The 15,002-nt window shown below is 69.8% G+C and carries 11 protein-coding genes; 8 read left to right on the top strand and 3 right to left on the bottom strand.

Annotated elements, in window-relative coordinates; all coding sequences use genetic code 11:
• Positions 1–8: 8 nt before the first annotated feature.
• The 4 genes from ABD240_RS15345 to ABD240_RS15360 are packed head-to-tail and all read left to right on the top strand — an operon-like array spanning position 9 to position 4,916.
• Positions 9–1,103: a glycosyltransferase family 2 protein gene (locus ABD240_RS15345; protein ID WP_291795485.1), complete on the top strand. Its 1,095-nt coding sequence runs from the start codon at positions 9–11 to the stop codon at positions 1,101–1,103.
• Positions 1,100–2,689, top strand: coding sequence for a polysialyltransferase family glycosyltransferase (locus ABD240_RS15350; RefSeq protein ID WP_344338271.1), 1,590 nt, complete (start codon positions 1,100–1,102; stop codon positions 2,687–2,689). Before ABD240_RS15345 ends, ABD240_RS15350 begins: the two co-directional genes overlap by 4 nt.
• Complete coding sequence (locus tag ABD240_RS15355; protein ID WP_344338274.1) at positions 2,686–3,687, top strand: hypothetical protein; 1,002 nt, start codon at positions 2,686–2,688, stop codon at positions 3,685–3,687. Before ABD240_RS15350 ends, ABD240_RS15355 begins: the two co-directional genes overlap by 4 nt.
• Complete coding sequence (locus ABD240_RS15360; RefSeq protein ID WP_291795494.1) at positions 3,666–4,916, top strand: DUF6716 putative glycosyltransferase; 1,251 nt, start codon at positions 3,666–3,668, stop codon at positions 4,914–4,916. The genes ABD240_RS15355 and ABD240_RS15360 overlap by 22 nt, the downstream gene beginning before the upstream one ends.
• 68 nt (positions 4,917–4,984) lie before the next feature.
• On the opposite strand, the gene ABD240_RS15365 is transcribed toward ABD240_RS15360, so the two are convergent.
• A complete protein-coding gene (locus ABD240_RS15365; protein WP_291795500.1) occupies positions 4,985–5,533 on the bottom strand; it encodes a GtrA family protein in 549 nt (182 codons plus the stop codon).
• Between the two features lie 66 nt (positions 5,534–5,599).
• Entirely contained in the window at positions 5,600–6,670 is a 1,071-nt protein-coding gene (locus ABD240_RS15370) for an acyltransferase family protein (RefSeq protein WP_344338279.1), read from the bottom strand.
• A 266-nt stretch (positions 6,671–6,936) separates the two neighbouring features.
• On the opposite strand from ABD240_RS15370, the gene ABD240_RS15375 reads away from it, so the two are divergent.
• The 3 genes from ABD240_RS15375 to ABD240_RS15385 all read left to right on the top strand — a co-directional run bounded on the left by ABD240_RS15375 (position 6,937) and on the right by ABD240_RS15385 (position 11,859).
• Positions 6,937–7,389, top strand: a complete 453-nt coding sequence (locus ABD240_RS15375) for a CDP-glycerol glycerophosphotransferase family protein (protein ID WP_344338281.1) — start codon at positions 6,937–6,939, stop codon at positions 7,387–7,389.
• Positions 7,390–7,565: 176 nt separating this feature from the next.
• Positions 7,566–9,887 (top strand): CDP-glycerol glycerophosphotransferase family protein, encoded by a 2,322-nt coding sequence (locus ABD240_RS15380; RefSeq protein ID WP_344338283.1) that lies wholly within the window; start codon positions 7,566–7,568, stop codon positions 9,885–9,887.
• Positions 9,888–9,906: 19 nt separating this feature from the next.
• Complete coding sequence (locus ABD240_RS15385) at positions 9,907–11,859, top strand: capsular polysaccharide synthesis protein (RefSeq protein WP_344338285.1); 1,953 nt, start codon at positions 9,907–9,909, stop codon at positions 11,857–11,859.
• A 1-nt stretch (position 11,860) separates the two neighbouring features.
• Here ABD240_RS15385 and ABD240_RS17135 read toward each other — a convergent pair whose 3' ends face one another.
• On the bottom strand, positions 11,861–11,971 hold the full coding sequence (locus ABD240_RS17135) for a formate--tetrahydrofolate ligase (RefSeq protein WP_425547052.1): 111 nt from the start codon (positions 11,969–11,971) through the stop codon (positions 11,861–11,863).
• A 128-nt stretch (positions 11,972–12,099) separates the two neighbouring features.
• On the opposite strand from ABD240_RS17135, the gene ABD240_RS15395 reads away from it, so the two are divergent.
• On the top strand, positions 12,100–14,613 hold the full coding sequence (locus tag ABD240_RS15395; protein ID WP_344338289.1) for a CDP-glycerol glycerophosphotransferase family protein: 2,514 nt from the start codon (positions 12,100–12,102) through the stop codon (positions 14,611–14,613).
• Positions 14,614–15,002 lie beyond the last annotated feature (389 nt).

Raw genomic sequence — 15,002 nt, forward strand, 5'->3', positions numbered from 1 at the left:
ACGCACCAGTGACCACGTCCCCCAGGCTCTCCGTCATCGTCCCCGCCAAGGACGCCGAATCCTACATCGCGGAATCGCTCACCTCCCTCACCCTTCAGGGGCTCCCTCCCGAGGACATGGAGGTGGTGGTGATCGACGACGGTTCGGAGGACCACACCGCGGAGATCGCCGGGCGGTTCGCGGACCGGTTCGGGGCATTCCGCCTGCTCCGCAATCCGCAGCCCACCGGCGTCTCCGCGGCGCGCAACGCGGGGATGCGCGCCGCGACCGGCACCGGCATCACCTTCCTCGACAGTGATGACTGGTACGCCGACGGGCACCTCGCGGTGATGCTCGAGGCCTTCGAGCACCTCGAGGTGGACTCGGTGCGGACAGACATCATCCTGGCGGCGGGCAAGCACCGCACGCTCAAGTCCGCCCCGGTGTACCTGCGGAACACCCGTCTGCGGACCGCCGACCACACGGTGCGCGGATTCGACCAGACGATGGTCGACTACCCCAATCCGCCCACGGGCCTCTACCACCGCAGGCTGCTGGAGCGCGGGCTGCTGTACTTCGACGAATCGCTGCGCAGCGCGGAGGACCGCGAGTGGAACTGGCGGATCATGCTCCGGTCCGAGACCTTCGCGGTGGTCACCACACCGGGTGCCTACTACCGGCGCGGAGTGGGCGGTTCGCTCACGGCGGTCTACAACGAGACGCAGCTGGACTTCATCCGCAGCTGCGAGAAGACCCTCGCGCTCACCCGGGAGCTCTCCGGCGGGGCGGAGGGCGATCCGCGGACCCTCAAGGCCGCGCACAACCTCTTCGCGCTGGCGGACATCCACCTGCAGCGCCGCGCGGAGATGACCAGGGGCCTGCGCACGCAGCTGGTCTCCGAGCTCACGCGCGTGGCGGAGGGACTCAGCGAGGCGGAGCTGGGGACACTCGTGGACACCTTCAGCCGCAAGCGGCGCGACCATCTCCGGCCGGTGCTCCGCGCACTCAGCAGGCGGAAGGCCGCGCGTTCCTCTGCCGGCGCCCGCGCCCCGCAGAATTTCCGCGCCCCGCAGAACCTCCGCACCCCGCACAACCCCCGCACCGCAGGAAGGACCATGCCGTGAAGCAGGTGTTCGCCGTGTCCTCCTGGCTGCAGCTCGCCAGTCTCGCCGCCGCCATGGACTCCGGGCTGCTCGAGGAGGCGCAGGAGCGCGTCCTCCTCGTGTCCGACAACCGCGTGGTCAACGAGGTGGGTCCGTCGTTCGCCCAGAGGCCGGAGGCCGCGCCCCTGCTCACGCGGTTCGACAGGGTGATCAGCCTCAACGAGTGGATCTGGCCGATGCATCCGGCCCAGTGGGGGCCCAAGGACATCGAGCGCACGATGTGGTCCAAGCTGTTCACCCGCGCCTGGGAGCTGGAGAGCGCGGACGGACGCGTGCAGCTCTTCCTCGAGTCCGTGCAGTCGAACCCCGGCCGGGCGCTCGCGGCCGTGTTCCTCGAGGCGGAGCTCTTCGTGCACTCGGACGGCCTCATGGGCTACGGCCCCACCCGCAACCGGCTCTCTCCGCTGCTGTGGAACCGTCTGCGGGGCTTCGTCTATGTGGACCTCGTGCCGGGTCTGCGACCGCTCATGCTCTCCGAGTTCGAACGGGTGGAGCACCTGGTGGTGCCGCCCGAGGCCGTGCGCGCCGCCATCGGCGAGGTGGCGGACAGCGCTGCGGTGCAGCTCCCGGAGGAGCGGGAGGGGACGGCGCTCATCATCGGGCAGTACCTCTCCGACATCGACCTCCTCACCCACGAGCAGGAGACCGAGGTCTATGCCGCCATGGTCAGATCCGCCCTGGATGCCGGCTGCACCTCCGTCGTCTTCAAGCCCCACCCGGCCGCTTCGTCCTCGGTCAGCAGTGTGCTGGCCGCACGGGCGGCAGAGGCCGGCGCGGCCTTCGAACTGGCGCCCTCGTCCGTCCCGCTCGAACTCTGCCTGGACCGGATGCGGCCGGCCGCGGTGTACAGCTGCTTCTCCACCGGCATGGTGACGGCCTGGCGGCTCTACGGGGCGAAGGCCCGGTCGCTGGGCACGGATCTGGCTCTGGAGGCGTTCGCACCCTATGAGAACAGCAACCGCATCCCCGTGACCATCTGCCGGTACCTCTTCGACGACGCTCACGGCGCGGAGGCCGCTCACACTTCGGAGAGCACCCACAGCGCCGAGGCAGCTCACGGCCCCGAGGCAGCCCACGGCGGAGCGCAGGGTGGGGCCTACGGCGATCGGGCGTTCTCGCTGCAGGAGCTCACGGACGCGGTGGGCTACTGCATGCAGTCGCGCATCTACCCGCATCTGCGGGACTCGGCACAGGCCTTCCTGACCGCTCACTACTCTGCCGCGCCGGAGTACTTCAAGCGCCGCCGGCTCACCAAGCTCGGGCTTCCCGGCGGCCTCCCTCCCCGTACTCGCACAGTGCTGGACCGGGCACGGAGCACCGTGGCTCAGACCCTGCCGGAACCCGTCGCAGCCCGTGTGCGACCGCTGGCGGCGAAGGTCAGGAGCGTGCTGAACGCGCGCGTCCCGCGTGCCGCCGCACCCGCACCCGCCTCTCCCACAGTCGCGCCGTCGGTTCCCGCACCCGCGCCCGCGCCCACAGCCGCGCCTTCGTCACGCACAGCCGCCTCGCTCATCCCCACCGCCACAGGCACCGGGAGCCGCCGATGACCGCACGCGCCCTCGTCGAATCGCCCTTCCAGTTCGTCTCCGCCCTGGAGGCGCTGCGCGGCACGGAGGAGGCAGTGGTGCACGCGCGGCCGGACGCACGCGGGATGGAGCAGTTCCTGCGCCAGCTGCCGGAGGGCTGGCTGCCTCCCGGCGTGACCGTCTCCACGCGCCCGCCGTCGTACGCACCGCAGGCACGGACCACACGTCTGCTGGTAGGCGACCTGTGCTCAGGACGGATCCAGCGGACGGTCTCGCAGAGCTACCTGCTGTCACTCCTGCCGGAGCTCACGATCCTCGACGACGGCCTCGCGACCCTCAGCGTGGTGGAGCAGCTGGTCTCCGGCACCGGTCCGCTGAGCCGTCCCCGCCAGCGGCTGAGCCCGGTGCGCAGCAGGCTCTCCGCGTTCTTCGCCGCTCGGCTGCGCGGCCTCGCACGGAAGGGACGGGTCGACTGGTTCACGGCGCTGCGCCCCGGTCCTGAGCTGCGGGCGAGCGCCGCCGCGCGCAGTGTCCGCATCCGCGAGCACCGCTTCGAGCACGCCCGCAGCGTGGGAAGCGGTGAGGCACCGGAGTCCGAGGCCGTGGTGATCGGCTCCGCGATGGCCGCGGACGGGCTCATCCGGCCGGCGGCGTACCTCGACTGGGTGCGCGGTGCCGCGGGCCGCGGCACCGGCCTCTCCGCCCGTTCCGCGACCTACTACCCCCACCGCCGCGAGTCGCCGGACTTCCTCGCGCGCGTCGCTCAGCTCGAGGGCGTGCGCGTGGCCGAGCCCGGGCTGCCCCTCGAACTCCGGCTCTCCTCGCTCCCACCCGGCGTCCACGTGCTGAGCCTGCCCTCGACCGCGGTGGTGAGCCTGGCGACGATGAACCCGGAGGCGGTCTTCGCGGTGACTCCCGTGGAACCGGCCTGGTGGACGGATGCGGCACCCGCGGAGTTCCGGGCGAGCACCGCGCGGAACGGGAAGGCGCTGCGGGAGTGGACGAGGCAGACATGCTGATGCGGGGCTCGGCGGCGCCCAAGATCCTCGCCGTTGCCGATTCGGAGTCGTACCTCAAATGGGCAGCGCATCTGCTGGCGGGCCTGCAGGGCGCGGGGACGGCAGATTTCCGCACCGAGCTCCTGCTCCTCGACACCCCGCTGCTGCCGGTGCCGGAACAGCGGAGCGCGGCACTGACCGGCACACGGTGGGAGGGGCGCTCCCCCGGTGTCGTGACGCGCAGAGCTCTGCGCGGGGAGCTCGAACGCCTGCGGCCGGACATCGTCCTGGCGGCGGCCACCGGTCCCGTCGTGCAGCAGATCCACTCCACCGCCGCCCGCGTGTCACCGCGCCCGGCGCTGCTCTCCGGCCTGCCCGGGGTGGGTCTGCCGGCGACCACGAAGGGGGCCCGGTACAGGCGCCTCGGCGACGCCTTCGTCACGCATTCGCATGCGGAGGCCGCCGCGTACCGCAGGGTGTACGGCGCGCTCCGGTACCCGGCGGACATCCTCGTGACCCGCCTGCCGATGCTGGCTTCAGCGGCACCGCCGGAACCTGTGCGGGGCGGTGGGCGGGTGCACCGGATCGTGTTCGCCCCGCAGGCCAAGGTCCCGCCGCTGCGCAGCCAGCGTCTGCAGATCCTGCGCGCCCTGGACGACTGGGCGCGGGCCGAGGCCGGCCGGACGGTGGCGATCAAGCTCCGTTCGCGGGAGGGTGAGCAGGAGACCCACCACGAGCATGTGCCGTACCGCGAGCTGCTGGGGCGGATGCACACCTCCGGCGAGGCGAGCGCGCGGATGCGGCTGGAGTACGGGCCGATGGCCGAGTTCCTCACTCCCGGCACGGCGCTGGTGACGGTCTCCTCCACCGCCGCACTGGAGTCGCTGGACCGGGGCCTGCCGACGCTCGTCGTCTCCGACTTCGGGGTGAACGAGGAGATGCTGAACGCGGCGTTCTCCGGCTCCGGGCTCGAACGCACCCTGGAGCAGCTGCGCGCCGGTGACTTCCCGTTCCCCACGCGGGACTGGCTGCGGGAGAACTACTTCCACCCGCCGGAGGACTCCTTCGAACGCGCCCTGGTGCTGCTGGCCGCACGCTCCCGCCAGGCGCAGCTCACGGACCTGGGGCGGCAGGCGCTGGCACAGGATCTGCGAGGTGTGCGGGCGGAGCTCCGCACCCTCGCACCGGCGCCGGTCGTGAGCGCCTACCGCAGCGGTGTCACCGCGCTGCGCAGGATCCGCAGCCGCTGAGCCGGGCAGCCGCACTGCGCAGGGCTCCGCCTCAGACGCTCCGCAGTTTCACCGCGGCTGAGCGCGGCTCACTCCACCACCTCGCGTGCGGCGCCGCGGTCCGGGAACACCCAGGTGCGGTAGGCCCAGAACCTGAAGACCATCGCGAGGCCGATCCCCACGATGTTCGTCGAGATGTTGTACGTGACCGGGTCGCGCATCTCCAGCAGGTACCACGTCATCCCCAGCGGTGCGACGACGATGACCATGCCGATCGCGTTCGCCACCGCGAACTTCCAGATCGTGGAGAACTCGGAGCCGGAGTCGCGGCCGCCGTAGGTGAGGAATCGGTTGCCCAGCCAGGCGACCGCCACGGAGACGAGGGTGGAGACCACCTTGGCCTTGATGGGGCTGCCGTCCAGCAGAGCAGGGATGCCGGCGAAGCCGAACAGCAGCAGATTCGAGAGCCCCACGTCCACGATGTAGGAGATGCCGCCCACGGAGAGGAAGGACAGGACCTCACGGACGAAGCGGCGCAGCCGCACCCAGCGGGAGGCGCGCTCCGCGTCCGCGGCGCCGGCCTCGGCAGCCGCCGGCTGCGGACCGTCCTGCTCGGCGAGCTGTTCGGCGGTGTCCAATACGCGAGTCCTCAATCCGGGTGGGGCGCGCTGAGAGCAGCGGGCCCGTGGTGACGGTCATCCACTCTACGACCGGTGGCGGGGTGAGGATGCCTCCGACACCGCAGACTTGCTGGGGATCACCTCAGAACCAGAGCCCGGCACACGTCGCATCACGGCCGCGGCGAGCCGCTTGGAGGGTTCGGAGACGAGCCAGTGCAGCGGCCGCAACGACAGCACCTGAGCCAGCGCCCATGCGAGCAGCGCGCACAGCACCACGGCGCCCACCTGGACCCGCCGGTCGTACCCGCCGTCGTAGATCGAGGCCAGAGCCGGTGTGAGCACGATGACGGCCAGACCGTGAAGCAGATAGACCGAGAGCGAGCGGGCGCCCATCGTCGTCACCACGGTGCTCCGGGAGGGAACGCCTGCGAGGAGCGCGACGATGACCAGCAGGGAGATGAGATAGAGGCAGAGCCGGACGAGGATGCCGTGGAGCGTGCCCACCTCGAGCCATTCGTAGTTCCGGCTGCCGTAGAGCCACTCGCGCTGGAGGTCTGCGATGAAGAGTGCCAGCAGCGGGCACATGGCGGCGAAGGCCAGACCCAGCTTGGTCCACAGCGGCATGGCGGACAGCCATGAGAGGGCGCAGGACCCGTAGACCTTGCCCAGGACGAACAGGGGCCAGAACACCAGCATGCGCGAGAGCGAGAACTCGTAGTCGGCGGCGGGAACCGCTCCGGCGAGCAGGCCGGTGGCGACGGAGACCACGGCCATGATCCGCGGGACCCTCTCGATGAGCGGCACCGTGAGGTACCAGGCGATCATCGCGAAGAGGAACCACAGGATCCAGTGTGGTCTGATCCAGCTCCACTCGAAGGGATCGCCGGCGAACCGCTCCACGACGTAGTAGACGAGCTGTGCGGCGAGGAGCGTGAGGAGGAGGTTGAGGACCCGTTCGCCCAGCCGCTTCGACTTGGCGGTGATGCCCGCGAGGAACACGAAGGCCGGCATGTGGAACGCGTAGATCGAGGTGAGCACGAGGCACCCGAGGCCGTCGTCCCACCCGGAGCTCAATCCCTCGAGCAGGTGCCCGAGAACCACGAGCACGATGAGAGCGCCCTTGGCGTTGTCGATCCGTCCGTCCCTCACAGGCATCGGGACAAACTAGCATCCGCTTCTGCACTTCCCCCGAACTCGCCTCATCATCCGCTCATACTTCTGTCAGGAAACGCAGAGCATTCATTCCGTGAATCGCAGAATCACCGCGGTCAGGGGATTCCCACTCGGCCCCATTCCCCCTTCAAGGCGCTTTCTTGAAACCGAGATGTACAGTGCGACAGCAGGAGAAAGAGAATCCGATGGCGAATCATCGAATTCCGACAATTACGCTTCACGGCATTTCCCCGACGCAGGAGACCTCGATGGCACAGCTTTCCTTCAGGAGTCGCGCGCACAGGCGCCTCGTCGCGGAGACGGTGGCCCGGTCCCGCCGCCTCCCCGTCAGGAAGAACACCGTCCTCTACGAGGCGAACTCCGGACGGGGAGCAGTCTGCAACCCTGAAGCGATATTCCGTGCACTCATGGCAGCACCGGACATGTCCCACCTCAAGCACCTCTGGGTGCTCGAGGAGGACTGCCTGAACGATCCGATCGTCGCGGAGTTCGAGAAGGCGAAGAATGTGCGCTTCATCGAGTACAAGTCCCTCGAGTACTACTACGCACTCGGAACGGCCGGCTATCTCGTCAACAATTCGACTTTCCCGCCGGAACTCTCCAAGAGACCGGAGCAGACCTACATCAACACCTGGCACGGCACGCCGCTCAAGCGGATGGGCTACGACGTCGAAGCACTCGCCGCGGTGAGGGCCGCGTGAGTCCCCGCCGCGCGCGCCGCGCACTCACTGCGCTGGGACAACGCCTCACCGCACGGCTGCGGCCGGACGGACAGGAGAGGACGGCCTCACGTGCAGAGAGGGCCGGGAGCCCAGAGAGTGCGACGGGGACTACGGCCTCCGCTGCGGCCCCGGTGGCCTTCGGACCCGTGCACGGTGTGAGAGCTGATCTGCGCGCCGTGCACTGGGAGGGCCCCGAACTCCATGTGGAGGGGTGGGTGACGGTGGACGGCCGTGCGCGGAAAGCACCCCCGGTTCTCCGCGTGTTCATGGTCCCCGCCGGCGACGAGCAGTCGTTCGACGATGCCGCGACCCTCCTGGCGGCCGGAACGGAGCTGAGGACGGAGCCCGCTCCCTGGCTCGACGTCAACGGCTTCGTGGACAAGAATCACGATCTCTCCTCCGCGGCCTTCCGCGCCGTGTGCCGGGTACAGGATCTCTGCGATTCCCCGCACGGCCGGGTGCAGCTGGTCGTGCAGTACGACCGGAAGGCCGCGCAGGTGACCTCCTTCACGCACAGGTACGGCTGGGGTTCGGCAGGCCATCTGCAGGCGCTCGTCGTCTCCGGCCGGCGCCTGGCACCGGAGTGGAGCGGGGAGCGCGGCCTGTGCCTCGTCCGGTCCTCACCCGCGGCCTTCGCGGACGGGCCGCCGCAGGCGCAGGGAGAGCAGATCGTGGTGCCCCTCCGGCTCGTTCCGGACTTCGTGCCGGTGAGCGCCGGGTGGAGCCTGGAGAAGGCCTCGTGCCCGGTGCCCCTCGACCTGTCCCGCAGTGCTGACGGCCGCAGCGAGCTGCGGATCGGCGCAGCCGGGCACACCCCTGCCTCAGGGTCCTGGGCCATCGCGCTGACCGGCGGCGACGGTGCGCGGCGGCACGTGCACTGGAACAGCACGGACTGGGAGTCCGTGCCTGTCTCCGGCGGCGCTCTCGAGAGAGGGACGGGCGGTCTGGTCCGGCTCACCCGTGCACCCCGTCGCTGCCCGGCGGCGGAGGTGACGCTCTCCGACGGGCGTCTCGCGATCACCCTGGCTGCGACGGCACCGGACTCCGTCTCGCATCTGCTGCTCCGCGGCGCACGCACGGAGCTCCGCGGTGAGCGCGCGGAAGCGTCGCGCTTCAGCATCCCCCTGGCACACCGCGCGTGGCGGGCGGAGGTGGACGCACCGCCCTCCGGCGGGTATCGCGCCTGGGCCGTGCTCGAGGACGGGGACGAGGTCCCCGTGGTCCTCACCGGACCGCTGAGCGCCCGGACTCCGCTCCCCCTGCAGGATCCCTCCGCCGCCATCCGCGCAGAGCATGCGCCGGACGGACAGCTCTACTTCGACTTCGCCGCGCCGCTCGGCCCCGACGAGAGGGGGCGCAGCAGCCGCAGATCGCTGGCCTCGGCCTGGACCGGCCCCGGCAGGCCCTCCCCCGCCGGCGGTGTGTTCCTGGAGTCCTGGTACGGCAAGACCGTCTCGGACAACCCTCCGGCCCTCCTCGAGGCGCTGCAGGCGGAGGGCGTGCCCGGCCCCTACTACGTCACGGTGGCGGACCGCTCGGTGGAGTACCCGGCCCAGGCGGAGCCGGTCATCGCGGGCGGCCGCGCGTACTGGCAGGCACTGGGCGCCAGCAGACTGGTCGTCTTCAACACCTGGCTGCCGGGCGGGTTCCGGAGGCACAGGGACCAGTACATCGTCCAGACCTGGCACGGCACGCCCCTCAAGGCCCTCGGTGCGGACGTGCCCCACCGGCGCGGCAAACCGGAAGCGGTGGAGCGGCTGCGGAAGGGCTCCCGCGAATGGGATCTCCTCCTCTCCCAGAACCCCTACTCCACGGAGATCCTCCGCCGCGCCTACGCCTTCGAGGGCGAGGTCGCGGAGACCGGGTATCCGCGCAACGACCGTCTGAGCGGCAGCGGACGGGATGCGCTGCGTGCGCGTGCCCGTGCGGACCTGGGCCTCGCCCCCGAGGCCGCGGTGGTCCTCTACGCCCCCACGTTCCGCCCGGAGGCCAAGGGCAGCCTCGGCCCCCTGGACACGGCGGGGCTCATGGCGCGCCTTCCCAAGGACGCCGTGCTCCTCGCCCGGGGCCACAGCGTCACCCTGCGGCGGGGGAAGGACCTCGGGAGCGACCGGGTGGTGGATGTGACCTCGTATCCGGAGCCCGCGGACCTCATGGCCGCGGCCGACTGCCTGGTCACCGACTACTCCTCCATCATGTTCGACTTCGCCGTCACGGGCAGGCCGATCCTGTACTTCACCCCCGACTACGAGGACTACCTGGAGACGGGCAGAGGCGGGTACTTCGATCTCGCCGCTGAGGCTCCAGGGCCGCTGCTGCGCACGGAGAGCGCGCTCGCGAAGGCGCTCACGGACACCCTGTACGGAGGCTGGGCCCCGTCCGAGGCCTACAGACGCTGGCAGCGGGAGTTCGTTCCCCACGACGACGGGGAGGCCGCCCGCAGACTGGCCGCCCGGATCTCCGCGGCGCTGCGCTGAGACCGATCAGGGAGGAAGCATGTCGACCATCGTCAATCTCGTTCCCAATCCCGGCTTCGAGCAGACCGCTCCCGGTTCCCGCGGCCGCTCGGACTTCGAGCTGCCCTATGCGGAGGGCGGCCTCTACACGCACGTGCACAACACCGCCCGCGCCTCGACCGCCTGGTGCGCCGGCGGCCGGCAGTCGGTGTTCGTGGAGGGGACGAGCCGCAGCAACGACACCCACATCGCTCCGGGAGGGCGGAACGAGGAGGGCACCTTCCGCCTGGGCATGCGCCCGGGCGAGACATACACGGCACAGGTCACCGTCCACCTCGAGGAGCGGCTCCGGGGCGCGCTGCACAAGGACGCCCTCACCATCGCGCTCGGCTGCGTCATGGGAGGGAGGACGGACTGGCGGGTCGCGGTCTCGGAACCGGCGCCCAACAGGCCGGGGACACGGCAGCTGACACTCACCTTCACCGTTCCGGCGGAGGCCACCGCCGCCTGGATCCGCCTGGTGTGCGGCATGAGCGCAGGCGCAGGCGGAGTGCACTGGGACGACGTCATGCTCACACAGTCGCCGGGCGCCCTCCCCTATTTCGACGGAGACACACCGGAGGACGCCTGCTTCACCTACGGCTGGACCGGAGCGAGGCAGCTCTCCCCCTCCACGCGGACGCTGAAGGACCCGGACCTGATGCTGCGCGATCCCGGGACGCGGGAGCCGTTGGACGAGGAGCAGCTGCAGGACGTCTGCCGCCTGCTCGCGGAGGCGGGCACGGCGGAGGAGCTCGCGCTCGTGTCGGAGCACATCAGGCGGCTGCCGACGCTCACGGAAGAGACGGCGAGGCTGCTCACGGCGATGCTCGGGGAGGCTCAGGAGCGCATGGAACGGAGGCGCGCCCGGGTCTCGGCCTCGGCCGGTCTGGACCGCGTGCCGGAGCACCACGTGCAGAAGGCCCGCGCGCTTCTCAACGAGCGGCGGTGGCGCTCCGCCGCGGCCGCCTATGAACGGGCTGTCGCCCTCGCTCCGGAGGACGCGCAGCTGCGGTACGAGCTCGCCGAGGCTTACGACCGGGTGCGCGACGACGCCTCCAGCCTGCGGGTGTGCCGGGAGGCGGTCGCGCTCGACGCCCCGCTGCCGTTCGATGCGCTCGCCGCGCTGGAGACCTACCCGCGGGCATTCCGGGCGAGGAGGACCACGGGTCTCTTCGTGGCGGAGCGGCTCGCGGAGATCAGGCGCCGAGCGGATGCCGCCCCGGGAGGGGAAGGGAGCGTGGGCGACCCGCTCCCGGTCTTCAGCTACTGGGCACAGGGCAGGGCCGCAGCGCCGCCCCTGGTGCAGCGCTGTCTCGCACGGATCGAGGAGGCCGCGGAGGGCAGTGCGCACGTGCTCAGCGATGCGGACCTCCCCTACTATGTGAGCATCCCCCGGAACATCGAGGCCGCGGTGGGGGCGAACAAGACGTACTTCTCGGACATCCTCCGGGTCGAACTGCTGCACCGCTACGGAGGCGCCTGGCTGGACTCCACCTGCTGGCTGGGCACGGCGGCGGCGCCGTTCCTGGACCGTTGCCTGACGGCCGGTTTCACCGCCCCGAGCTACACCGGGCCGCGCATCTCGAGCTGGTTCATGGCGGCGCGGCCGGGCAGCCGGATCGTCGCACTCCTCCGCTCCGCGCTGCACCTGTGGTGGGAGGAGCGCCCGTACCTGCCGCACTACTACCACCTGCATCACGTGTTCGAGATGCTCTACCGGCTCGACGAGGAGTTCCAGCAGGAGTGGGATGCGGCATACGCCCCTTCGTCACAGGCCGCGCACGCGTTCCACGCACGGCTGCTGGAACCGCGCAGCGGTGTGGACGTGGAGGCGATCCTCCGCCGCTCTCCCGTGCAGAAGCTCCGCTACAAGTACGACCCCGCGGCGGTGACGCCGGACCTGCTCGTCGCACACCTGGTGCGCGGCGAGGCCTCCCTCGTGCTGCGCTGACTCAGAACAGCCCGGTGATCTGTCCCTCCGCGTCGACGTCGATCCGCTCAGCGGACGGCGAGGCGGGCAGGCCCGGCATCGTCATGATGTCGCCGCAGATGGCTAGGCTCATTTCCGTCCCGCCCAGTCGTTGCATGTACAGTTCTTTAGGGCACGGCCAAGAGCAGGCATTCCTGTTTGGCCCAAACCATTCCAGCGGAACGTTCGAAATCAGAGGTCTCGATGGCACAGCTTTCCTTCATGAGTCGCGCGCACAGGCGCCTCGTCGCGGAGACGGTGGCCCGGTCCCGCCGCCTCCCCGTCAGGAAGAACACCGTCCTCTACGAGGCGAACTCCGGACGGGGAGCAGTCTGCAACCCTGAAGCGATATTCCGTGCACTCATGGCAGCACCGGACATGTCCCACCTCAAGCACCTCTGGGTGCTCGAGGAGGACTGCCTGAACGATCCGATCGTCGCGGAGTTCGAGAAGGCGAAGAATGTGCGCTTCATCGAGTACAAGTCCCTCGAGTACTACTACGCACTCGGAACGGCCGGCTATCTCGTCAACAATTCGACTTTCCCGCCGGAACTCTCCAAGAGACCGGAGCAGACCTACATCAACACCTGGCACGGCACGCCGCTCAAGCGGATGGGCTACGACGTCGAAGGCGGGGGCCCTGACACCCGGAACATCATCAAGAACTTCCTGGCAGCAGATTGGATTCTGTCGCCGAACCCCTTCACCACAGAGACCATGCTGCGCAAGGGCTATCGCCTCGACGGGATCTTCCGCGGGAAGATCGCCGAGGTCGGCTATCCGCGCGTCGACCACCAGTTCCAGGGCCCCCTGGGCCGCAAGCAAACACTGGAGCGTCTTCGCGCAAGCGGGACCGTGGTGCCCGCCGGTGCGAAGATCGCCCTGTACGCCCCCACCTGGAAGGGCGCGTCCTTCTACGATCCGCTCGACGAGATGGCCTCCACGGCGGAGTTCGTCACGGAGCTCCAGGAGCGCCTCGGTCCCGGCTGGCGGGTTCTCCTCAAGGTCCATCAGCGCGTCCTCGCGCAGGCGGATGCGCATCCTGAGCTCCGCGACCGGCTCGTGCCGAACCACATCCCCGCCAATACGGCGCTCGCGGTCTCGGACGCACTGATCACGGACTACTCGAGCATCTTCTACGACTACCAGGCCCTCGAACGGCCGATCCTGTTCTACATTCCCGACTACGACTCCTACTCCGGCTACCGCGGCCTCTACCAGGAGCCCGCGGACTGGCCCGGCCCCATCGTCACCACTGTCGAGGCCGCGGCGGAGGCTCTCCTCGCAGCTCCGGACGAGGCCGTGACGGACCGCCTCCGCGCCGCGCGGCAGACCTACAACCCCCACGACGACGGACGAGCCTCGCAGCGTGTGGTGGACCTCGTGTTCCGCGGCAAGGACACCGGCGGGACCGTGATCTCCGACTTCTCGGACGGGCGGACGAGCCTGCTGCTCTATCCCGGCGGCCTGCTGCCCAACGGCATCACGAGTTCGTGCGTCAACATGCTCAACTCCCTGGACTTCGACCGCTTCGACGTCTCCGTGGCGTACGGCCACAGCACCAAGCCGGATGCGCTCAGCTTCCTCAGCCGGATCGATCCCCGCATCCGCCTGCTCCCCCGCATAGGCCGCTTCACCACGGGCAAGAAGCCGCTGGAGCAGGTGCTCGGAGCCGAATTCCCCTGGGGAGACGACGCCCGCGCGCCCCGCGCCCGGAAAGACTTCCACGACGAGTGGCGGCGCTGCTTCGGAGACGCCCGCTTCGACCACGTCATCGACTTCTCCGGGTACGGACCTCTGTGGGCGGGGATCTTCGCCGCCGCGCCCTCGGGCGTGAAGTCCATCTGGCAGCACAACGACATGGTCTCCGAGGTGTCCAAGGAGATCAACGACTCCACGCCCCACGAACGCCGCCTCAAGCAGGTCTTCGACCTGTACAACGACTTCGACACCGTGGTCGCCGTGTCGCCCAGCCTCTGCGAGCTCAACCGTGCCGGGCTCCAGCACTACGCGCCCCACACCGCCTTCACCTACGCGCGGAACCTCATCGACGGCGAGGCGGCTCTCGCCCGAGCCCGCCCGCGGTTCGAACTGCAGCGGCCCCAGGCAGAGGCTCCGCAGGGCGCGGATCTGCGGACGCAGGTCCGCCTGCTCACCGATGCGTACGGCGGCGAGGCCGTCGCCCAGGCGGTGGAGTTCGAGACCGTGCTCTCGACGTTCCTGCCGCCGTCCGAGGACACCACCTTCCTCACGATCGGCCGGATGAGCCCGGAGAAGAACCAGGCGAGGATGATCCGCGCCTTCGCACAGGTGCACCGGGAGAACCCGGCCACGCGTCTGGTGATGGTGGGCGACGGCGTCCTCCGCGAGAGTCTGCGATCGCTGGTGCAGAGCCTGGGGCTCGGGGATGCGGTGGCACTCACGGGCCAGGTGTCCAATCCCTTCCCGCTGTACGAGGCAGCCGACTGCTTCGTCCTCTCCAGCGACTACGAGGGGCAGCCGATGGTCATCCTCGAGGCGAGGGTTCTCGATCTGCCCATCGTGTCCACGCGGTTCGCCTCCGTGACGGATGCGCTCAGCGACGATCAGGGGCTCATCGTCGATCGCTCCGACGACGCGCTCGCCGAGGGCATGCGCGCCTATCTCGCGGGCGCCGTACCGCAGCAGGCGTTCGACTGGAAGGCGTACAACGCCCAGGCGCTCGGCGAGTTCCTCTCCGCGGTGAGGGCCGCGTGAGTCCGCTGTCTCCTCTCCCCTCCCCAGACCGGGCAACCGTCACGGCATACCAAGGGAGCGGACCAGCACCATACGAATCGACTGGCTCGGTGTCATGACAGCCAGACGCACCACCTGTCTCCCAGGGCTGCAGGGCTAGGCGCACTTCCCCGGCAGATCGTGAACAGCTGATCTCAGCAGTGACCTCCGCGCACGATGCGGACTGCCGCACCCACGGACGTCGTCGTGTCGCACACCTACGCGCTTGCGACACCCGAGGAGGAGTGCCGTCCAGCTTCTCGCGTAGTCGATGAACACTGAGCGTTGCGCCGAGCAGCCGGATGGCTCCAGCTCTCGCCAGCGACCATGAAGCAGCGGGCTGTTGCCGCCGCCGACCTGCGGTCCACGAG

The organism is Brevibacterium salitolerans (assembly GCF_039531405.1).
GTDB lineage: Bacteria > Actinomycetota > Actinomycetes > Actinomycetales > Brevibacteriaceae > Brevibacterium > Brevibacterium salitolerans.

Coding starts and splice junctions, on each gene's coding strand:
- ABD240_RS15385 (WP_344338285.1), top strand. CDS start 9,907: ATGTCGACCATCGTCAATCTCGTTCCCAATCCCGGCTTCGAGCAGACC.
- ABD240_RS17135 (WP_425547052.1), bottom strand. CDS start 11,971: ATGAGCCTAGCCATCTGCGGCGACATCATGACGATGCCGGGCCTGCCC.
- ABD240_RS15375 (WP_344338281.1), top strand. CDS start 6,937: ATGGCACAGCTTTCCTTCAGGAGTCGCGCGCACAGGCGCCTCGTCGCG.
- ABD240_RS15370 (WP_344338279.1), bottom strand. CDS start 6,670: ATGCCTGTGAGGGACGGACGGATCGACAACGCCAAGGGCGCTCTCATC.
- ABD240_RS15355 (WP_344338274.1), top strand. CDS start 2,686: ATGACCGCACGCGCCCTCGTCGAATCGCCCTTCCAGTTCGTCTCCGCC.
- ABD240_RS15395 (WP_344338289.1), top strand. CDS start 12,100: ATGAGTCGCGCGCACAGGCGCCTCGTCGCGGAGACGGTGGCCCGGTCC.